Annotated in this window: 18 protein-coding genes; 12 read left to right on the top strand and 6 right to left on the bottom strand. The window is 66.4% G+C overall.

The window, feature by feature from the left end:
- Positions 1–133 precede the first annotated feature (133 nt).
- The 4 genes from V7787_RS20940 to V7787_RS20955 all read right to left on the bottom strand — a co-directional run bounded on the left by V7787_RS20940 (position 134) and on the right by V7787_RS20955 (position 5070).
- Entirely contained in the window at positions 134–586 is a 453-nt protein-coding gene (locus V7787_RS20940; protein ID WP_336089488.1) for a pilin, read from the bottom strand.
- 293 nt (positions 587–879) lie between these two features.
- Complete coding sequence (locus tag V7787_RS20945) at positions 880–1323, bottom strand: pilin (protein WP_336089489.1); 444 nt, start codon at positions 1321–1323, stop codon at positions 880–882.
- A gap of 601 nt (positions 1324–1924) precedes the next feature.
- Positions 1925–3349, bottom strand: a complete 1425-nt coding sequence (locus V7787_RS20950) for a sigma-54-dependent transcriptional regulator (protein ID WP_336089490.1) — start codon at positions 3347–3349, stop codon at positions 1925–1927.
- Positions 3350–3444: 95 nt separating this feature from the next.
- Positions 3445–5070, bottom strand: a complete 1626-nt coding sequence (locus tag V7787_RS20955; protein ID WP_336089491.1) for a sensor histidine kinase — start codon at positions 5068–5070, stop codon at positions 3445–3447.
- A gap of 391 nt (positions 5071–5461) precedes the next feature.
- Here V7787_RS20955 and sucC point away from each other — a divergent pair, with 391 nt between their 5' ends.
- The 5 genes from sucC (at position 5462) to V7787_RS20980 (ending at position 10041) form a co-directional block, all read left to right on the top strand.
- Positions 5462–6628, top strand: coding sequence for an ADP-forming succinate--CoA ligase subunit beta (sucC, locus tag V7787_RS20960; protein ID WP_336089492.1), 1167 nt, complete (start codon positions 5462–5464; stop codon positions 6626–6628).
- A 12-nt stretch (positions 6629–6640) separates the two neighbouring features.
- On the top strand, positions 6641–7516 hold the full coding sequence (gene sucD / locus V7787_RS20965) for a succinate--CoA ligase subunit alpha (RefSeq protein WP_442965328.1): 876 nt from the start codon (positions 6641–6643) through the stop codon (positions 7514–7516).
- 164 nt (positions 7517–7680) lie between these two features.
- On the top strand, positions 7681–7965 hold the full coding sequence (locus V7787_RS20970; protein WP_336089493.1) for a hypothetical protein: 285 nt from the start codon (positions 7681–7683) through the stop codon (positions 7963–7965).
- The gene (locus tag V7787_RS20975; RefSeq protein WP_336089494.1) at positions 7966–8262 is read left to right on the top strand and encodes a type II toxin-antitoxin system RelE/ParE family toxin; all 297 of its coding nucleotides are present in this window, start codon (positions 7966–7968) and stop codon (positions 8260–8262) included. It abuts the gene before it with no gap.
- A gap of 126 nt (positions 8263–8388) precedes the next feature.
- A complete protein-coding gene (locus V7787_RS20980; RefSeq protein WP_336089495.1) occupies positions 8389–10041 on the top strand; it encodes an NAD+ synthase in 1653 nt (550 codons plus the stop codon).
- Positions 10042–10366: 325 nt separating this feature from the next.
- Here the strand turns inward: V7787_RS20980 and V7787_RS20985 are convergent, their stop codons facing one another.
- Entirely contained in the window at positions 10367–11254 is an 888-nt protein-coding gene (locus V7787_RS20985) for an outer membrane protein assembly factor BamD (protein WP_336089496.1), read from the bottom strand.
- Positions 11255–11447: 193 nt separating this feature from the next.
- On the opposite strand from V7787_RS20985, the gene rluD reads away from it, so the two are divergent.
- The 7 genes from rluD (at position 11448) to clpB (ending at position 20498) form a co-directional block, all read left to right on the top strand.
- Positions 11448–12422, top strand: coding sequence for a 23S rRNA pseudouridine(1911/1915/1917) synthase RluD (gene rluD, locus V7787_RS20990; RefSeq protein WP_336089497.1), 975 nt, complete (start codon positions 11448–11450; stop codon positions 12420–12422).
- The gene (gene pgeF, locus V7787_RS20995; RefSeq protein ID WP_336089498.1) at positions 12419–13201 is read left to right on the top strand and encodes a peptidoglycan editing factor PgeF; all 783 of its coding nucleotides are present in this window, start codon (positions 12419–12421) and stop codon (positions 13199–13201) included. The genes rluD and pgeF overlap by 4 nt, the downstream gene beginning before the upstream one ends.
- A gap of 2 nt (positions 13202–13203) precedes the next feature.
- Positions 13204–14028, top strand: coding sequence for a hypothetical protein (locus V7787_RS21000; protein ID WP_336089499.1), 825 nt, complete (start codon positions 13204–13206; stop codon positions 14026–14028).
- Positions 14028–14750 carry a DUF4166 domain-containing protein gene (locus tag V7787_RS21005; protein ID WP_336089500.1) on the top strand — a complete coding sequence of 241 codons (723 nt, stop codon included), beginning with the start codon at positions 14028–14030 and terminating at the stop codon, positions 14748–14750. The genes V7787_RS21000 and V7787_RS21005 overlap by 1 nt, the downstream gene beginning before the upstream one ends.
- Before the next feature lie 644 nt (positions 14751–15394).
- Entirely contained in the window at positions 15395–17002 is a 1608-nt protein-coding gene (locus tag V7787_RS21010) for a hypothetical protein (protein ID WP_336089501.1), read from the top strand.
- Between the two features lie 54 nt (positions 17003–17056).
- Positions 17057–17587 carry a lactoylglutathione lyase gene (gloA, locus tag V7787_RS21015; protein WP_336089502.1) on the top strand — a complete coding sequence of 177 codons (531 nt, stop codon included), beginning with the start codon at positions 17057–17059 and terminating at the stop codon, positions 17585–17587.
- Between the two features lie 325 nt (positions 17588–17912).
- Positions 17913–20498: an ATP-dependent chaperone ClpB gene (gene clpB / locus V7787_RS21020; RefSeq protein ID WP_336089503.1), complete on the top strand. Its 2586-nt coding sequence runs from the start codon at positions 17913–17915 to the stop codon at positions 20496–20498.
- Positions 20499–20555: 57 nt separating this feature from the next.
- Here clpB and V7787_RS21025 read toward each other — a convergent pair whose 3' ends face one another.
- Positions 20556–21167 carry a hypothetical protein gene (locus V7787_RS21025; protein ID WP_336089504.1) on the bottom strand — a complete coding sequence of 204 codons (612 nt, stop codon included), beginning with the start codon at positions 21165–21167 and terminating at the stop codon, positions 20556–20558.
- Between the last annotated feature and the right edge of the window lie 174 nt (positions 21168–21341).

Consider the following 21341-nt stretch of genomic DNA (forward strand, 5'->3'; position numbering starts at 1 on the left):
GTTTTGAGCGATCCTATCAGCAGCAGACCTCGGTAGAGGCTTGGATTCTCGCATTGATCAAATGCAAAGAACCCCGGAAATCCGGGGTTCTTTGCCGGTCCTTGTTCGCTATCGATTAGCGCGCGGCGGCCTGTTACTTGGTGGACACGGCCTTGCGGCATTCCGCCGGCACGAACTTATAGGCCTTCGAGTCGCCAGTCGTGCAGCTCCAGGTGATCGGGTCGGTGGCGTTGGACTGATTCGCCGTCCAGGTGATGACCGGGTTGGTGCTGGCGCCGGTAGCGGTCTGGTTCGGCGTGATGATGATCTTGCCTTCCTTGATCTCGATCGATTCGACGTACTTCGTGGCGTTCTTGGTGAAAGAGAAGCCGGTTTCTTCTTGAGTCAATTCACTGGCTTTTTTACCGAGCGCGGCCGACGACTCCGCCAGCGCCAGTTTGGCCGGAGCCGCCTGGGCGATGGCTTCCGAGACCTTGGCGCGGACGGTGTAGTCCTGATACGCCGGCAAGGCGATGGCGACGAGGATGCCGAGGATCGCGATGACGATCATCAGTTCGATTAGGGTAAAGCCTTGCTGCTTTTTCATGAGAATCCCTTGGTGTTGGCGATGGGCGTATGGGTGACAGACTTGGGCCGAGGGCCGATCAGTCTGTGCATAGGTCAACGCATGCCGTATGCCAACTTGGATAGGGGTCATTTATTGCTGATCCGTCGCGCTTGTTATGTGGATCAATACCGGCAATAGATGTGCCGAAAAATTCTGGTTGTAGCGAGTCGGAGCTAACCGCTTTTTGAAGCGCGAAATCCCGGTTGTAAGCGGCACAAAAAAAGAGCCCCGGAAACCGGGGCTCTTTCGTGTCGCTAAGAGTGCTGACCTTATTAGGTCGAAGCAGCCTTGCGGCATTCAGCCGGGACGTACTTGTAAGCGTTGGTGTCGCCGGTGGTGCAAGCCCAGGTGATCGGGTCGGTAGCGTTAGCCTGGGTCGGGGTCCACTTGATGACCGGGTTGACCTTGGCGCCGGTGTCGCGCGGGGTCACGGTGATCACGCCATTGGCGATTTCGATCGAGGCGACGTACTTGGTGCTGTTCGCTTCGAACTTGAAGCCGGTGGCGTCGCCGGTCAGGGTGTTGGCCTTCACGCCCAGGGCGGCCGAGGTTTCAGCAACCGCCAGCTTGGCCGGAGCCGACTGAGCGATGGCTTCCGAGACCTTGGCGCGGACGGTGTAGTCCTGGTAGGCCGGCAGAGCGATGGCGACGAGGATGCCGAGGATCGCGATGACGATCATCAGTTCGATCAGGGTAAAGCCTTGCTGCTTCTTCATGGTGTATCCCCTAGGAGTGATTTAGTTGACTTCACGTGCCTGCAAGTTACGAAAGCTCGTTCCTTCGGCAGCCGTGCATGCTGCACGTGCACCCAAGGCATACGCATAACCTATGCCAACTATTGCCCAGTAGTTGTGCCAAATGGAAACTGTAATTGTGATCACGCTCTAAAGGGGCCGATTCCCGGATGAAGTGACGTTAAGGGGCAGTCGGCGAGAGGGGTGGGTGACCGGATGCGTCACATTGGACGCCCCGCTGAAGAAAGTGCGCCGCACGTCACCTTCCCCTTGGCCGGGGAGGTTGCTGATGGCAGGCCGTTGATCGGGTGGATTGGTCGGATGAGCGGCGAAGGGCCGTCCGCCGCCGCCTGGACGCGTAGATTCGGTATGCGCAGCGCAATTAAGGCGTTTGAGTCCTGGGCCCACTCGTTGCTTGAGCAGGGGCGGCCCGAATGCGGAAAGTGTCTGGGCGGGCGTGGCCGCGAGCTTAGAGGCGGCCAGCAGCATCGTCGACGGCAGGCGCCGACGACGGTTGTTCGGTTGGACTAAAGGCGGATCGATACGTGCGGCTGATAGGGGGGGGCGCCGGCGGCCCCCTGCCTTAATCGATCCCGAGCTTTTTGAGCTTGTACCGCAACGCCCGGAACGTAATCCCCAGCGCCGCCGCAGTACGCGTCTTGTTGTAGCGATTTTCCTGCAAGGCCTGCTGGATCGCCGCGCGTTCGATTTCCTCGATGTACGAGGGCAAGGCGCTGGTGGCGGTGTCGCGCGGATTCAGGGTCCGCGGATCGACGGCGCCCGGGGGCGCCGCCGGCGGCGCTCCGCTCGCCGCGGCCGCGGGAGCGCCGGGGACGGTGCCGAGCGGGGCCTGAGTGGCCAGGCGCGGCAGGCGCAGGTCGGTGGCGTTGAGCAATTCGCCTTCGGCCAGGGCCAGGGCGCGCTCGAGGATGTTTTCCAGTTCGCGCACGTTGCCGGGAAAGCCGTAGGCGCGCAGCGCGTCGAGGGCGTCGTCGCCCAGGCGCGGGACCGCGCGGCCCTGGTTGCCGGCCAGGCGGTGCAGGATCTTGGCGGCCAGGCCGGGCAGGTCGTCCAGGCGTTCGCGCAGCGGCGGCACGCGCAGTTCGATCACGTTGATGCGGTAGTACAAGTCCTGGCGGAAGCGGCCTTCGGCGACCAGTGCGGCGAGGTCCTTGTGGGTCGCCGAGAGGATGCGCACGTCGACCACGACTTCGGCCTGGGCGCCGACCGGGCGGATCGACTTTTCCTGGATCGCGCGCAGCAGCTTGACCTGCATCGGCAGCGGCAGCTCGGCGACCTCGTCGAGGAACAAGGTGCCGCCGTCGGCGGCCTGGAACAGGCCGGGCTTGTCGGCGTGGGCGCCGGTGAAGCTGCCTTTCTTGTGGCCGAAGAATTCGCTTTCCATCAGCTCGGCCGGAATCGCGCCGCAGTTGACCGGCACGAACGGGCCATCGGCGCGGCCGCCTTCGGAATGGATGGTGCGCGCGACCAGTTCCTTGCCGACGCCGGATTCGCCGGCGATGTACACCGGCGCCTGGCTGCGCGCGACTTTGCCGATGGTCTGGCGCAGCTTGATCATCGCCGGCGATTCGCCGTACAGGCGCGAACCCACGGCCTCGCTGGCGTTGCGGCGGGTTTCGTTGAGTTCCAGGGCGTGACGGACCAGGTCGCGCAGCACGGCCAGATCGACCGGCTTGGCGACGAAGTCGAACGCGCCGGCCTTGAGCGCTTCGACCGCGGCTTCGACGTTGCCGAACGCGGTGATCATCGCCACCGGGGTGTTCGGATACTTCTGGCTGATCTCGGCCACCAGGTCCATGCCCGAGCCGTCCGGCAGGCGCATGTCGGTCAGGCACAAGTCGTAACGATTGCGCAGCAGCTGGCTGCGAGCCTCGCCGAGGCCCGACGCGGTGTCGCAACGCAGGCCCATGCGGCCCAAGGTCATGACGAGCAGCTCGCGAATGTCGCGCTCGTCGTCGACTACTAATGCACTACGGGTTTCAGCCATGCGCCCTCCACCGCCCACGATAGCTTAACGGGATGGTTAAGGCCAAGACGGCTGTGGCACAGATTCTGCTAAAGCCGTCCACCGACGGCATCCGTTCAGGCCGACGACAGCGCGCTCGCGCCGGCCAGGCGGATGCGGAAGCAGCCGCCGCCGCCCGGCACCGGCACGTGGTCCAGTGCGGCTTGATTGGCCCGGCACAGCTCGCGCGCGATGTACAAGCCCAGGCCGGTGCCGTGGCTGGAGGTGGTGAAGAACGGGCGGAACAAACGTTCGGCCACCGATTCGGGAATGCCCGGGCCGCGGTCGAGTACGTCGATCGCCGGCAGGCCGATTTCGTCGAAGTACACGTGCACGGTCACCTTGGCCGGCTCGCCCGGTTGGCGGCCGTAGGTGAGCGCGTTGTGCACCAGCACCGTCAGCGCTTGATGCAGTTGGCGCGGATCGACCAGCGCGGCGACCTGGCTGTGGGCGCCGGTCGCGCGCAAGGTGTCCAGTTCGATCGGGTGACTGACGCGGTACTCGTCGACGAACTGGCGCACAAAGCCCATCAGTTCCACATGCTCGGGCTTGGCCGGTTCGCGCCGGGCCATGCCGAGCACGTTTTCGACGATGCCGTTCATGCGCGAACCTTGTTGGCGCACGATCTCCAGCAGGCGCCGGTCGGAAACCGCGATGTCGCGCGATTCTTCCAGCAACTGCACCGCGTAGTTGATCGCCGCCAGCGGGTTGCGGATTTCGTGGGCGAGGCTGGCCGAGAAGCGGCCGAGGGCGGCCAGGGTGATCGACTCGGCGCGGCGAGAGACCAGCGAGGTGTCGTCGAGAAAGATCAGGGTCTGATCGCTGCCGGCGAGCAGGCGGGTGAAGCGCGGCACCACTTCGGGCAGGTCGGGCGCGAGTTGCAGCGGGCTTTCGTCCGGGCGTCCTTCCACCCGCCAGCGGCTCAGGCGGCGGGCGAGTTCGGGCGAGGCGATGGCGAGGATGCGGTGGCCGTGGCGGGTGCCGTCGTACTCGCCGCTGTCGCCGAGCAGCAGCATCGCCGCCTCGTTGGCCAGGCGCAGGCGGCCTTCGCCGTCGACCAGCAGCACGCCGGTGCGCATCCGGCGGATGATGAGTTCGTTGATTTCGGCGTAGTTGGCCGCCTCGGCGCCGCGGCGTTCGGCCAGTTCCTGGCTCTCGCGCATCTGCCGGCCGAGCATGTTGGTGAGCAGGCCGATCGAGATGTAGCCCAGCGAGAACATGATCGGCTCGGCCAGGGTGCGGCCGACGCCTTCGCTGCCCAGTTCGCTCCACAGCCATTCGCCGATCAGGCCCAGGCAGGCCAGGATCGCCGCGCCGATGCCGAAACGGGTGGGCAGCAGCAGCGCGGCCGCGCCGACGTTGAACAACAGCATCAGCGCGATGCCGGTGCCGGCCGAGGGCAGGGCATGGATGGCCAGGATGCCGAAGAACAGGTCGCAGGCGATGCCGGCGGCGACCTGGCTGCGCAACTCGCCGCGACGGCCGAACACGAACAGCAGCGCGGCCATGAACAGGTACGACAGCGCCAGCGAGCGGGCGAAGAGGTCGTGGCGCGGCGGGTCGATCAGGTTGTCCACCGGCCCGAACAGGAAGAACACCAGCAAGGCGGCTTCGAGCAGGCGGTAGAGGGTGAAGAAATACAGTTCGCGGCGCAGCGCGAGGTCGGCATCGGCCGGACTGGAGGGAACGAGACCTGACGGCAAGCGGGGATTCCCGGCGCGGGCGGAGTACTTATCAGTATAGGGCGGTCGGCCGTTCGCGCTGGGGTGCGCGATTGCGGGCGGCGCGTCGGGCGCGTCGGGCGCGGGACGAAACCGGCGCCGACCTTGCCTGATCGGGCTTGTGCTCATCCTCGATGGGTCGGCCGGGCCCGCTTCGGAGCGGCCTGCCGCCGGGGGCGGACCCCGCCGAACCCGGTTTCGCCCCGCCGCTGGCCGGTAACACGCGGGCGCCATGCTGGGTCGGGTCGCCGGACCGGCTGTCGCCGGGTTTTGCTCGGCCCGCCGCGATCGGCGACAATGCGGCCCCCTCGCGCGTCCGCCGGTCCTTGGCCGGGTACACGCGCGGGACGTCTTTCACTCCCCTCGGTGACGCATGAATTTTCACGAATATCAGGCAAAGCAGCTGTTTGCCGACTACGGCATCGCGGTGCCGGCCGGGCGCGTTGCGCGCACTCCCGATGAAGCCGTTGCGGCCGCCAAGGCCATTCCGGGCGATCTTTGGGTGGTCAAGGCCCAGATCCACGCAGGCGGCCGCGGCAAGGCCGGCGGCGTCAAGCTGGCCAAGAACTTCGACGAAGTGAAGCAGTACGCCAAAGCCATGCTCGGCACCAAGATGGAGACCTACCAGTCGGCCGGCGTCGCCCTGCCGATCGATACGGTGCTGATCTCCGAAGGCACCGACATCGCCAAGGAACTGTATCTGTCGGTCCTGGTCGACCGTTCGACCAAGTCGATCACCTTCATCGCCTCGGCCGAAGGCGGCGTGGAAATCGAGAAGGTCGCCGAGGAAAACCCCGAAGCGATCAAGACCATCCACGTCAACTACGTGCAGGGCCTGCAGGCCTACCAGTGCCGCGAGCTCGCCTTCGACCTGGGCCTCAACGCCAAGCAGGCCGGCCAGCTGACCACGATCATGCTGGGCCTGTACAAGCTGTTCAACGAGAAGGACCTGGCGCTGGTTGAGCTCAACCCGCTGGCGATCCTCACCAACGGCAACCTCGCCGTGCTCGACGGCAAGGTCAACAGCGACGACAACGCCACGTTCCGTCACAAGGATCTGGCCGCGATGCGCGACATCCGCCAGGAAGACGAGACCGAGGTGCTGGCCAGCCAGCACGACCTCAACTACGTCACCATGGACGGCAACATCGGCTGCATGGTCAACGGCGCCGGCCTGGCGATGGCGACCATGGACGTGATCCAGCTGGAAGGCGGCTCGCCGGCCAACTTCCTCGACGTCGGCGGCGGCGCCACCAAGGAGCGCGTGACCGAAGCGTTCAAGCTGATCCTCAGCTCGGACAAGGTCAAGGCGATCTTCGTCAACATCTTCGGCGGCATCGTCCGCTGCGACATGATCGCCGAGGGCATCATCGCCGCGGTCAAGGAAGTCGACGTCAAAGTCCCGGTGATCGTGCGCCTTGAAGGCACCAACGTGGAAGCCGGCAAGGAACTGCTGAAGAACTCGGGTCTGGCCATTACCCCGGCCGACAACATCAACGACGGCGCGAAGAAGGCGGTTGCCGCCGTCGCCGGCAAGTAAGGGGCTAATGACATGTCCGTTTTGATCAACAAGAACACCAAGGTCATCGTCCAGGGCTTCACCGGCTCGCAGGGCACCTTCCACGCCGAACAGATGCTCGAGTACGGCACCAAGGTCGTCGGCGGCGTGACCCCGGGCAAGGGCGGCACCCAGCACCTCGGCCTGCCGGTGTTCAACACCGTGCGCGACGCGGTCAACGAAACCGGCGCCGACGCGTCGGTGATCTACGTGCCGCCGCCGTTCGCGGCCGACGCGATCCTGGAAGCGGCCGATGCCGGCATCAAGGTCATCGTCTGCATCACCGAAGGCATTCCGGTGCTGGACATGCTGCGGGTCAAGAACACCCTCAACGGCTTTGAAGACGTGGTCCTGGTCGGTCCGAACTGCCCCGGCGTGATCACCCCGGGCGAGTGCAAGATCGGCATCATGCCGGGCCACATCCACAAGCCGGGCAAGATCGGCATCGTCTCGCGTTCGGGCACGCTGACCTATGAAGCGGTCAAGCAGACCACCGACGTGGGCCTGGGCCAGTCGACCTGCATCGGCATCGGCGGCGACCCGATCAACGGCACCAACTTCATCGACGCGCTGAAGTGGTTCCAGGACGATCCGCAGACCGAAGGCATCATCATGGTCGGCGAGATCGGCGGTTCGGCCGAGGAAGAAGCGGCCGAGTTCATCGCTCAGTACGTGACCAAGCCGGTGGTCGGCTTCATCGCCGGCGCTTCGGCGCCGAAGGGCAAGCGCATGGGCCATGCCGGTGCGATCGCCTCGGGCGGTCAGGGCACGGCCGAGGGCAAGTTCGCGGCGATGGAGAAGGCCGGCGTCACCACGGTGAAGTCGCCGGGCGATCTGGGCGCGGCGATTGCTAAGCGGTTGGCCAAGTAAGCCAGCGCGATGCAGCCGAGCGCGATGCCGCGTTCGATCAGCAAAGGAGCCGCCTCAGGGCGGCTTCTTTGTTTTTGACCTGTGTCCGTGGCTGTAGCACTTTTGTGCTACATTGGGCGTAACGGGCCTAGGCTCGGCCCATTGCGACCGCGATCGAGGATGCCATGTCCACCACGACCATCCGCCTGACCGAAGAACTCAAGATCCGCGTAGCGCGTGCGGCCGAACGCGCCGGCACCACGCCGCACGGCTTCATCCTGGAAGCCATCGCCGAGAAGGCCGAAGCCCAGGAACATCGCGATCAGATGCGCGATCAGGCCGAGCAGCGTTACGCCCGCATCGTGGCCAGCGGCGAGACGATCCCGTGGGCGGACATGCGCCGCTACCTGCAAGCGCGCGCCGCCGGCCGGCCGGTCACGGCACCCAAGCCGAAGAAGCCGGCGGGTTGAATGGCCAGGATCGAATTCGCTCCCGAAGTGCTGGAAGACTTCGATCGGATCCTCGATCACCTGATCGCACACGAGGTCGCGCAAACCGGCGCGCGGATCGAAGGAATCGTCAACGCCCTGGACGTGCTTGCCGATAATCCCCTGATCGGCCGGGGCACGGATTCGGATTTGCGCGAACTGATCATCGGCCAGGACACCCGAGGCTATGTGGCGCTGTACCGCTATGTGCAGGCGATCGAGACGGTCTTCGTACTGGCGATCCGCGCGCAGAAGGAAGCCGGCTATGCGCGGCTGTAGTCGCTGGCTCAGCCCGCCTCGGTTTGGCGCGGCCCGTGTCCGGGCCGGCGCGGGGCAAATTCCGAAGTCGTTCGCCGCATCCAACCCATCGTTTTCAACCTGCCGCATTCAGTGAGTAGCCCGCGCATGTCCGCAACGCTCCGCATCGCCCTGGCCCAGTTCGACTTCCCCGTCGGCGCGGTCGAAAAAAACGCCGAACGCATCGCCGCGATGATCGTGCAAGCGCGCGACGAACACGGCGCCGACGTGGTGCTGTTTCCCGAGCTGGCGGTCAGCGGCTACCCGCCGGAAGACCTGTTGCTGCGGCCGAGCTTTCTCGCCGATTGCGAAGCCGCGCTGCTGCGCATCGCCGGCGCCGCGCGCGGGATCGTCGCGGTGGTCGGCTGGCCGCAGGCGGCCGGCGCGGTGGTCTACAACGCCGCCAGCGTGTTGCGCGACGGCCGGGTCGAGGCGACCTACCGCAAGCGCGAGCTGCCCAACTACGCGGTGTTCGATGAGCGACGCTACTTCGACGTCGATCCCGACGGCGAGGCCTGCGTGTTCGAGGTCGAGGGCGTGCAAGTCGGCGTGGTGATCTGCGAAGACCTGTGGTTCGCCGAACCCTTGGCGGCCACCGCCGCGGCCGGCGCGGGCCTGGTGCTGGTCCCCAACGCCTCGCCGTTCGAGCGCGACAAGCACGCCCAGCGCGATGCGCTGCTGGCCTTGCGCGTGCAGGAAACTCAAACGAACGGCCGCGGCGTCGCCCTGGCCTACCTCAACGTCGTCGGCGGCCAGGACGCGTTGGTGTTCGACGGCGCCTCGGTGCTCGCCGACGGCAGCGGCCACGTGCATCCGGCCGCGACCGCGTTCGAGGACCATTGGCTGATCGCCGACTACAACGACCAAACCGGCGCTTTCACCCCGGTGTCCTGGCCCAGCGAGCAGGACGAAGGCCGCGACGCGCTGGCCTGGCGCGCGGTGGTGCGCGGCACCCGCGATTACTGCCGCAAGAACGGTTTCGAGAAGGTCTGGCTGGGGCTGTCGGGCGGTATCGATTCGTCCCTGGTCATGGCCATCGCGGTCGACGCGCTGGGCCCGGAGAACGTGATCGCGGTGCGCATGCCCTCGCGCTACACCGCCGACTTGTCCAACGATCTGGCCGCCGAACAATGCGCCAGCCAGGGCGTGCGCCTGCTCGCGCTGCCGATCGAAAAGCCGTTCCAGGGTTATCTGGACACCTTGGCCGAAGCCTTCGCCGGCAAGCCGGTCGACGTGACCGAGGAAAACCTGCAGTCGCGCACCCGCGGCGCGCTGATGATGGCGATGAGCAACAAGTTCGGCGGCCTGCTGCTGACCACCGGCAACAAGAGCGAGTACGCGGTCGGTTACGCCACCATCTACGGCGACATGTGCGGCGGGTACGCGCCGATCAAGGATCTGTACAAGACCGAGGTGTTCGCGCTGGCGCGCTGGCGCAACGCCATCGCCGGCGCGCCGGTGATTCCGTGGGCGGTGATCGAGCGCCCGCCGTCGGCAGAGTTGCGCGAGAACCAGAAGGATCAGGATTCGCTGCCGCCCTACGACGTGCTCGATGCGATCTTGCTGCGCCATGTCGATCAGGAACAGTCGCGCGATGAGATCGTCGCCGCCGGGTTCGATCCGGCGACGGTGGAGCGGGTGCTGCGGCTGGTGCGGATCAGCGAATGGAAGCGGCATCAGGCCGCGCCGGGGCCGAAGGTGTCGCGGCGGGCGTTCGGGCGCGAGCGGCGGTATCCGATCAGTAACGGTTATTCGGGCTGAGGTTTTGTCTCGGCCGCCCGGGTAGTAGCAATCGCTCCACGGGCGCTCGCTTCATCGTCATTCCGGCGAAAACCGGAACCCATAACGGGCGCTCGTTTCATCGTCATTCCGGCGAAAGCCGGAATCCATTTTGACTTTGCTGTTGCCGTTGCTGCCTCCGGGGTTTGAAGCAACAGCAAGATCAAAATGGATTCCGGCTTTCGCCGGAATGACGGGGAAGTGGGGCTGTCGCGGGCGGTTGCGGGAGCGCTCCGCTTTCGCCGCACCGTAAACAAAAAACGCCGCCCGAGGGCGGCGTTTTCGTTGGCGACAGGAGCAGCCGGGCTTACTGCCCCTTGCCCGCCTTCTCCGCGCGCTTGGCTTCGTCCTTGTCGCGGTTGTCCACCGCCGACTTCTCGCCCGCGAACGGGTTGAGCTTGCGCAGGTTGCTCGGGTAATCCGGCCACTTGCCGCTCAGCGCCGGATGGCTGGGGTCGTTCTGCTGCAGCACGCGCTTGGCGTCGGCGGACAGGGTCTGGTTGCCCAGGCGGTCGTACGCGGTCATCAGCACCGCCACCGCATCGTTCTGGTAGCGGCTCTGCGGGTAGGTTTCCAGCAGGTACTTGGCGCGGTCGGCGGCGGCGACGTCGGCGGTGCGGCGTAGGTAATACAGCGACACGTCCAGCTCATGACGGGCGAAGGTGTCGCGCAGCACCATCATGCGCTTGCGCGAATCCTCAGCGTAGCGGCTGTTGGGGTAGCGCTCGACCACGATCAGGAAGTCGTTGTAGGCCTGCATCGGCGTGGCCAGGTCGCGGCGGCTCACGTCCAGGCGCCAGACCTTCTGCAGGAACACCGTGTCGCGGCTGGAATTGACCAGCCCGCGCAGGTAGTACAGATAGGCGATGTTGCGGTGGGTCGGGTAGGTGCGGATGAAACGGTCGATGCTGCTGACCGCGTCGTCGTGCTTGCCCGACTTGTACTGGGCGTAGGCGGTCTCGATCAGCGACTGCTCGGTGTAGGGACCGTACGGGTACTGGGCGACCAGGCGCTTGAAGCTGACCTCGGCCGAGGCCCAGTTGCCGTTGGTCATCGACTTGTGGGCTTTCTCGTAGATGGCCTCGACCGGCTGGCCTTCGTCCGCGTCCTTGTCCTTCTTGAACATCTTGCCGACGCTCTTGCAGCCGGTGGCGGCGAACGCGACCAGCAGCAGCAGGCAAAACAGGCGAGTCATACGGGACAAAGCAGCGCGGGACGGGGCGGAACGTACAGTCATGGCAGGCATCGACGGGCGCCGGAGGCACGAAGAGCCGATAATAGCAGTCCGCGGGTCGGGCCCCTTAACCGATCCCGTACTTCCTCGCCGGCCCCAGTCCCGACCGGGCCGCCGTTTCGCCCCTTTGCACAGACCCACAGACCCGATTCCGATGAGCGACCCCCGCCAGACCCTGACCGCCACCGTCCCCGACAGCTCGGCCGGCCGCCGCTTCGACGCGGTCCTCGCCGAGCTGTTCCCCGACTATTCGCGTTCGCGGCTGGCGGCCTGGATCAAGAGCGGCGACGCCCGCCTGAACGGCGAGCAGGCGCGCCCGCGCGACCCGGTGCGCGGCGGCGAAACCGTGGAGTTGAACGTGGTCCTGGACACCCAGACCCACGCCGAACCCGAGGACATCGCCCTCAACGTGCTGTACGAGGACGGCGAGGTGATCGTGCTCGACAAGCCGGCCGGGCTGGTGGTGCACCCGGGCGCGGGCAATCCGGCCGGAACCCTGGTCAATGCCCTGCTGCACCGCGACCCCTCGCTGGCCGCGCTGCCGCGCGCCGGCATCGTCCATCGCCTGGACAAGGACACCTCCGGGGTGATGGTGGTGGCCCGGACCCTGCCGGCGCACACCTCGCTGGTCGAGCAGTTGTCCGCACGCGAAGTCCACCGCCAGTACCTGGCCGTGGTGCTCGGCGCGCTGGTCTCCGGCGGCACCGCCAACGCCGCGATCGACCGTCACCCGCGCGACCGCCTGCGCATGGCCGTGCGCGAGGACGGCCGCGACGCGGTCACCCATTACCGCCTGCGCGAGCGCTTCCGCGCCCACACCCTGCTGGAATGCCGCCTGGAAACCGGCCGCACCCACCAGATCCGCGTGCACATGCAGCACCTCAAGCACCCCATCGTCGGCGACCCGCTGTACGGCGGCCCGCTCAAGCTGCCCAAGGGCGCCACCGACGGCCTGGTGGAGACCCTGCGCGGCTTCAAGCGCCAGGCCCTGCACGCCGAAACCCTGGAATTCGCCCACCCGATCAGCGGCGAGCCGGTGCGCTGCACCGCCGCGGTGCCGGCCGATATGCAGCAGCTGATCGCCGAGTTGCGCGCCGACACGCGCGCGGCGGCGGAAGCGGGCCGATGAGCGCGGAAGGCGCGGCGCCGTGGATCGCCGCGGACTGGCCGCTGCCGGCGTCGGTGCGCGGCTTCACCACCGTGCGCGGCGGCCTGGGCGTGTCGCAAGCGCCGTTCGACCGCTTCAATCTGGGCACGCTGTACGGCAACGAGCGCGACGATCCGGCCGCGGTGATGCGCAATCGCGAACTGCTGGCCGAACGCGCGGCGTTGCCGTCGCCGCCGCACTGGTTGCATCAGGTGCACGGCGCCGGGGTGCTGCGGTTCGACAGCGCCCAGCGCGATGCGGCAGGCGTCGAAGAGCCCGAGGCCGACGCCTCGGTCACTTCCGAACGCGGAGTCGTGCTGGCCATCCTCACCGCCGACTGCTTGCCGGTGTTGTTCGCCGCCGAAGACGGCAGCGAAGTCGGCGCCGCCCACGCCGGTTGGCGCGGACTGGCCGACGGCGTGCTGGAAGCCACGGTCGCGGCGATGCGCACCGCACCCGAACGTTTGCGCGCCTGGCTCGGCCCCGCGGCCGGCCCGCAGCACTACGAAATCGGCGCGGAAGTGCGCGATGCGTTCCTGGCCGGCGACAACGCCGCCGAGGCCGCCTTCCTCGCCACCCGTCCGGGCCACTGGCGGGTCGATCTGTATGCCTTGGCCCGATTGCGTCTGGCGCGCGCCGGTCTGCGCGCCGATCATGTGCACGGCGGCGGGCTGTGCACCATCGCCGAACCCGAACGCTTTTATTCCCATCGCCGCGACCGCCGCACCGGGCGCATGGCGAGTCTGATCTGGATGCAATGACGATGCGCACGCCGCTACGCACGGCCTTGGCCGTTCTGCTCTGCCTGGCCGCGCTGTCGAGCGCCGACGCGTCGGCCGCGGACGGCTGCCGCGAGCGCGTGTACGACTTGCTTAAGCAGGCCTATCCCGGCGCCGCAAGCGAAACCGGCGACGACGGCGAACTGCTGCGCACCGCCGGCGCCAACCCGCGCTGGATCGACGTCGAGCATGGTGCGATCTGCAAGGTCTGGCCGGCCGAGCCCGACAAGACCCTGCTGGCGGTGCAACTGGGCCATGAAGCGGCGATCAACCCGAACGGCGCCACCGCGGATCTGGAACTGCTGATCGTCGACTCGGCCCAGCCGCGCATCCTGCAACGCTATCGCCAGGACGACGCGCTGGTGTCCGACGCGGTCCGGGTCGGCGCGCTGATCCTGGACACCGCGCGCTACCGCCTCAACGAGGACACCACGGCGTTCGGCCTGCGCATCGAGTACATCGGTTCCTCGCGCGCCAATCCCTACGGCGCGACGGTGCTGAATCTGTATGCGATCCGCGACGGCGCGCTGCGGCCGGTGTTGCAGGGGCTGGAAGTCGCGCTCTCGCGCGGCGTATGGGACACCAACTGCGCAGGCGAATTCAGCAGCGTGCGCCGCACCGTCGCCATCGATGCCAAGCGCGACCACGGTTATGCCGGCCTGCTGGTCAACAGCGCCGAGGAAAGCAGCCGCGCCGTCGTCGACGGCAAGGATTGCAAGGAAAAGAACGTGGTCAAGAACAAGAGCAGTGTGCGCGTGGCCTTCGACGGTCGCGAGTATGTCGTGCCCAAATCGCTGCGTGGGCTGTGATGCAAGCCGGCGCAGCCAACTCCGCCCGCGACGCCGCCCGTCTGGGCGCGCGCGAAGGCTTGTACCCGCGCACGCTCGGGGTGCGCTTCGTGTTGTTGCCGCGCGCGTTGCGGCTGCTGCACGGGCGCAGCGGGCGGCAGGCCTACCACGGCGAGGCGCAGGTCGAGCGCGGCGAAGGCGCGTTGTCGCGGCTGTTCGCCGGCATCGTCCGCTTGCCCAAGGCGTATGCGGGGCCGATCGAAGTCGAGATCCACGCCGGCCCGCGCGGCGAGACCTGGACCCGGCGTTTCGGCAAATCGAAGATGCGCTCGCACCTGCGCGGCCGCGACGGGCTGGTGCTGGAACGGTTGGGGCCGATGCGTTTCGCGTTCGCGCTGGAACCGATCGGCGAAGCGCCGGAGGCGGCGTTGGCGCGTACGGTCTCGGCCCATACCGGCGATTCGATCACCGTGTCCTCCGCGGCGGTGCCGGCGGCGGCGATGGGCGCGCCGCGCAGTTACGGCGCCGATGGCACGGGCGAGGACAGTGGCAACGACCCGGGGCTGGCGTGGCGGCTGATGCGGGTTCGCGCGCTCGGTTTGCCGTTGCCGCGCAGTTGGTTCTCCGGTGTGCGTGCGCGTGAGTTCGAGCGCGAGGGGCGGTATCACTTCGATGTGGTGGCGCAGTTGCCGCTGGTGGGGTTGTTGGTGCGGTATCGCGGGTGGTTGGATGTGGGTGAGTAGGTTTGGTGAGTAAGACGGTGCGGCTCTGCGCAAGCCATGCATGGCGTGGTTTGCAATCGCTCCTCTCGACCTTGACTCTCAGCCGCGGCTCTCGACAGCAGCGCTCAAGTTCGGTTCTCGATCGCGCCTACGGCCGCAACTCTCGAATGTCCCTGAGCCGTCCCCGACCGCGACCGTCGAATGTTCCACCACCGTCATTCCGGCGAAAGCCGGAATCCATTTTGCTGTTGCTTGTGCCGTGGGTCTCTGCAACGCGGAGCTAAGATCAAAATGGATTCCGGCTTTCGCCGGAATGACGGGTGAGGGCGATGGTGTAGGGACGGCTGGGAGCGAAAGCTGGAGTTGCGGGGTTTCTGCTGTCGCGGCGGGGCTTCGTAACTTCGGTTGGCATAAGCCCATAACCCCACCCGCGCCCCACAATCGCCCCAACGCCGCCGATTGGCGGCACACTCGCGCTTGCGAACCGATCGCACGCCCTCCGGCATGGAAGCGCCCCTTCACGCATCGCGAGTACCGTCCATGAGTGCCGTCATCCCGTTCCCGACCCGGTCTCGTCCCGACTTCGCGGCGCCGCCCGCGCGTGCAGGTTCGCCGCAATTGCGCGCGATGCAGGCGGCTTGCGCGGCAAATGCGGAGCAGGCCCGATGAACGCGGCGGCTCCCGCTCAGCGGCGGCGCTGGTTCGTCGCCGGCGACCTCAACGGCTTCTTCGGCCTGGTGGTGGACAACCTGTCCATCCTCGGCTTCATTTCCGCGGCCCTGATCGGCATCTTCGGCTTCCCCGCCGAGGTGATCTATACCCGCATGTTCCCGGGCACCGCGTTCGGCGTGCTGGTCGGCAATTTGATCTACACCTGGATGGCGCGGCGGTTGGCGGCGAAAACCGGGCGCGACGACGTCACCGCGATGCCGCTGGGGCTGGACGCGCCGACCAGCATCGGCATGGCCTTGCTGGTGCTGGGGCCGGCCTTCGTCGGCTTCAAGCAGGTCGGCATGGATGAGCAAGCCGCGGCGACCGCCACCTGGCAACTCGGCATGGCCTCGCTGATCGTGATGGGTCTGCTCAAGTTCGTGCTGTCGTTCGCCGGCGACGCGGTGACGCGCCTGATTCCGCGCGCGGGCCTGCTCGGCTCGATCGCCGGCGTGGCGCTGGTGTTGATGGGCTTCCTGCCGCTGATCGAAACCCTGCGCTCGCCGATGGTCGGATTCATGACGCTGGGCTTGTTGCTGTATGTGCTGATCGCCAAGGGGCGGCTGCCGGTGAAGCTGCCCGGCGTGTTCCTGGCGTTCGTGTTCGGCACGGTGTTGTTCTACGGCTTCGGCGCGATCGGACTCGGAGCGCCGGGCTTCGCGTTTCCCGCTCCGCAACCGCTCAGCTTCGTCCTGCCGCTGCCGACGCTGGGCTTCATCGACGGCCTGCCGTACACGGTGCCGTACCTGCCGCTGCTGCTGCCGTTCGGTTTGCTGATGGTGGTCGGCGGCATCAACGTCAGCGAAAGCGCGCGCGCGGCCGGCGACGATTACCGCACCCGCGATATTTTGCTGGCCGAGGCGTTCTCGACCTTGGTCGCCGGTTTCGTCGGCGGCGTCGCCCAGACCACGCCCTATATCGGCCAGCCCGCGTACAAGCACATGGGCGCGCGCAGCGGTTACACGCTGTTGACCGGATTGTTCATCGGCCTGGGCGGCATTCTGGGCATCGTCTCTGGCCTGGTGCAGTGGCTGCCGTTGGCGGTGTTGGCGCCGATCATCGTGTACGTCGCCCTGGACATCACCACCCAGGCGTTTCAGGCCACGCCGAGCAAGCACGCGACCGCGATGGTGTTCGGTTTCCTGCCGTCGGTGGCTTATATGTTGGCGATCAAGACCGGCAACCCGGGTTGGATCGCGCCGGACCATCACGCCCAGCTGATGAGCGCGCTCGACGGCCACGGCCTGCCGGAGATGGCGGTGATCGTGACCCTGGGCAACGGCTTCATCATGACCTCGATGATCTGGACCTCGGCGGTGGCGGCGATGGTCGACGGCCGTCTGCGCCGGGCGGCGGCGTTCCTGCTCGCCGGCGCGGGCTTGGCGCTGTTCGGCATCATCCATTCGGTCGACCCGCGCGGCGGCGTGTACCTGCCGTGGGCGCTGGAAGGCCTGTCGCGCACCATCTCCTGGCAATTCATCGGCGCGTACGTCGGTCTGGCGATATTGCTGGTTCTGCTGTCTTTCCAGCGCGACCCGGTGCCGGCATCGCCTGAGGCTTGAGACCGGGGGCTTTCGGCCCTAAATCCATCAGTCCCCTTCGAACCGGCCCACGCCATGTCCCTGCAGAACCAACTCAACGCCGTCCCCGGCGTGACCGCGCAACCCGAGGCCGCGACCCGCGATTTCGTGTTCAACCACACCATGCTGCGGATCAAGGATCCGAAAGCGTCGCTGGATTTTTATACCCGCGTGCTCGGCTTCACCCTGGTGCGCAAGCGCGATTTCGACGAAGCGCAGTTCAGCCTGTACTTCCTGGTGCTGGTGAACGACCCCGCGCAGATTCCGGCCGAAGAACCGGCGCGCGGCGAATGGCTGCTGAGCCAGCGCGGCGTGCTGGAACTCACCCATAACCACGGCACCGAGAACGACGCGGACTTCGCTTATCACCACGGCAACAGCGAGCCGCGCGGGTTCGGGCATATCTGCGTGTCGGTGCCGGATGTGGAGGCGGCTTGCGCGCGGTTCGAGCAGCTTGGGGTGGCGTTTCAGAAGCGGCTGACCGATGGGCGGATGAAGCACATCGCGTTTATCAAGGATCCGGATGGGTATTGGGTCGAGATCTTGCAGCCCACGTCGCTGGTCTAAGCGGCAAAGCTCTATCCACCCCGCCTAACCCTCGAATCCCCCAGGCCCCAGTGCCAGCAGTTCCCCCCTTTGAAAAAGGGGGGCTAGGGGGGATTTGCTCTTGCTGTTGCTCCTGAAGCGGCATCCACCGCGACCTGCCGCCAATCCCCGGCGCCAGCAGCTTCGCCCTGACTTCGTGCCCGCGCAGGGCGCCGCCCCCTTTTGCAAAGGGGGCTACCGAGTGGCGCGCTTGAAACGCCCTCCTCACACCCGCATTAACAGGTCATTCGCGGCCCCCACGCCACACTCGCGCCAGGGCCGCCACCTACCTTTCGGAGAACCCTCCATGCGGATGGACAAGCTCACCTCGCGCTTCCAGCAATCGCTGTCGGACGCGCAATCGCTGGCGGTCGGGCGCGATCACAGCGTGATCGAACCGGCGCACTTGCTGACCGCGCTGCTCGACCAGAGCGGCGGCAGCACCAAGCCGTTGCTGGCCCAGGCCGGGGTCAATGTGCCGCTGCTGCGCGAGCGTCTGGGCGAAGCCCTGGAGAAGCTGCCCAAGGTGTCCGGGCAGGCCGGCAACGTGTCGGTCGGCAACGATCTGGCACGCCTGCTCAACGTCACCGACAAACTGGCGCAGCAACGCGGCGATGCCTTCATCGCCAGCGAGCTGTTCCTGCTCGCCGCGCTCGACGACGGCGGCGACACCGGCCGCGCGCTCAAGGCCGCCGGCGCGACCAAGGCCAAGCTGGAACCGGCCATCGACAAACTGCGCGGAGGCGAGAGCGTGCAATCGGAAAACGCCGAAGAACAACGGCAGGCGCTGGAAAAATACTGCATCGACCTGACCGCGCGCGCCGAGTCGGGCAAGCTCGATCCGGTGGTCGGTCGCGATGAAGAAATCCGCCGCACCATCCAGGTGCTGCAGCGCCGGACCAAGAACAATCCGGTGCTGATCGGCGAGCCCGGCGTAGGCAAGACCGCCATCGTCGAAGGCCTGGCCCAGCGCATCATCAACAACGAAGTGCCCGAAGGCCTGCGCGGCAAGCGCGTGCTCTCGCTCGACATGGGCGCGTTGATCGCTGGCGCCAAGTTCCGCGGCGAGTTCGAAGAGCGGCTCAAGGCCGTGCTCAACGACCTGGCCAAGAACGAAGGCCAGGTGATCTTGTTCATCGACGAACTGCACACCATGGTCGGCGCCGGCAAGGCCGAAGGCGCGATGGACGCCGGCAACATGCTCAAGCCGGCGCTGGCGCGCGGCGAACTGCATTGCATCGGCGCGACCACGCTCGACGAATACCGCAAGTACGTCGAGAAGGACGCCGCCCTGGAGCGCCGCTTCCAGAAGGTGTTCGTCGGCGAGCCGACGGTGGAAGACACCATCGCGATCCTGCGCGGGCTCAAGGAGCGCTACGCGGTCCACCACGGCGTGGAGATCACCGATCCGGCGATCGTCGCCGCGGCGACCTTGTCGCATCGTTACATCGCCGACCGGCAACTGCCCGACAAGGCCATCGACCTGATGGACGAAGCGGCCTCGCGCATCCGCATGGAGATCGACTCCAAGCCCGAAGAGCTAGACCGCAAGGAACGCCGGCTGATCCAGCTCAAGATCCAGCGCGAGGCGCTGAAGAAAGAGAAGGACCCCGAATCCAGGCAGCGCCTGGCCGATCTGGAAGCCGAGATCGCCACGCTGGAGCGCGAGTTCAACGACCTGGAAGAAGTGTGGAAGGCCGAAAAGGCCACCTTGCAGGGTGCGACCAAGATCAAGGAGCAGATCGAGCAGGCCAAGCTCGACCTGGAAGCCGCGCAGCGCACCCAGGACTTCGCCCGCATGAGCGAAATCCAGTACGGCCGCATGCCCGAACTGGAGAAGCAGCTCAAAGTCGCGCAGGAGGCCGAAACCCAGGGCTTCAAGCTGCTGCAGGACAAGGTCACCGCGGAAGAGATCGCCGAGGTGGTCGCGCGCTGGACCGGCATTCCGGTGTCGAAGATGCTCGAAGGCGAGCGCGACAAGCTGCTGAAGATGGAGCAGGCCCTGCACGCGCGCGTGGTCGGCCAGGACGAAGCGGTGCGGGTGGTGTCCGACGCGGTGCGGCGTTCGCGCGCGGGCCTGTCCGATCCCAACCGTCCCAGCGGTTCGTTCCTGTTCCTGGGCCCGACCGGCGTGGGCAAGACCGAGCTGTGCAAGGCGCTGGCCGAATTTCTGTTCGATTCCTCCGATGCGATGATCCGCATCGACATGAGCGAGTTCATGGAGAAGCACGCGGTCAGCCGCCTGGTCGGCGCGCCTCCGGGCTACGTCGGCTATGAGGAAGGCGGCTACCTGACCGAGGCGGTGCGCCGGCGTCCGTACAGCGTGATCCTGCTGGACGAAGTCGAGAAAGCGCATCCGGACGTGTTCAACATCCTGTTGCAGGTGCTCGACGACGGCCGTCTGACCGACGGCCAGGGCCGCACCGTGGACTTCCGCAACACCGTGATCGTGATGACCTCCAACCTGGGCTCGCAAATGATCCAGGAGCTCAGCGACCACGACACCCCGGAGGCCTACACGCAGATGAAGGCCGCGGTGATGGGCGTGGTGCAGGCGCACTTCCGTCCCGAGTTCATCAACCGGCTCGACGACATCGTGGTGTTCCATCCGCTCGACAAGAGCCAGATCCGCGAGATCGCCAAGATCCAGCTGCACGGTCTGGACAAGCGTCTGGCCGAGCGCGGCCTGAAGCTGGCGTTGTCGGAGGCGGCGTTGAACCTGATCGGCAACGTCGGCTTCGATCCGGTTTACGGCGCGCGGCCGCTCAAGCGCGCGGTGCAGCAGCAGTTGGAGAATCCGTTGGCTCAGAAGATTCTGAGCGGCGAGTTCGCCAACGGCGACACGATCCAGGTCGAGGCCGAAGCCGGGCATCTGGTGTTTCGCAAAGGCTGAGCGCTTCGATCGCTCGGCGAAAAAACGGCCCGCAATTGCGGGCCGTTTTCTTTGGACTTACTTGGCGACGAACTTAAGCGGGCCGGTGTACTGCGGCCACGCGATCGAGGTCTCGATCCGCTTGTTCAAGGCCTTGGCTTCGCCGCTGCCGGCGTCGGTGACGACGCTGGCCATCAACGTCGGCATCCAGAAGTTGACCGCGAAGGTCGCGTCCTTGTAGATCACCGGGTTGATGCTGAGCGTGGTGGTTTTACCGTTTTCGATGCGGAAGGTCACGATGTCCGGATTGACGAACGCGCCCTTGTCGAGAATCTTCTGCACGCTGAAAGCGGTGCTCATTTCCAGGCCGATGCCGGTGATGCGGTAGTCGCCGGCCGGCAAGGGCAGCGATTCGGACTGGCCGTAGCGGGTCATGTGGTTGATCGGGAAATCGACGAACTGCTTGCCGACCATGGTGAACACGATCTGGTTGTCCTTGATTCCCCATTCCAGGCCGCCGCTGCGCAACTGTTTTTCGGCCTTCTTCGGCAGCGGTTGTTCGCTGCTGAAGTTCTTGATTTCGACGGTGAGCGTGCCGCTGCCGGTTTGCGCGGCGGTGTCGGCGGCGGTCTGGGCGAAAGCCGCGCCCAACGGCGCCAGCGCGAGAGCGAGCAAGGTGTATCGCAACATGGTGGATCCCCCTGATCCATAACAGCAAGCCGTGATCGGCGTTGCAAATGATATCAGTGGGTTTGCGTGCCTTGGGAACCCATCGGCGGCGCCAAAAATATGGCGAGGCAGCAGCGATCGAAGCCATGGGCGGATTTTTTCTGCGAACGCCGGCTGTGCGCATGGCTCGGTCGT

Source organism: Pseudomonas sp. CGJS7, from assembly GCF_036961695.1.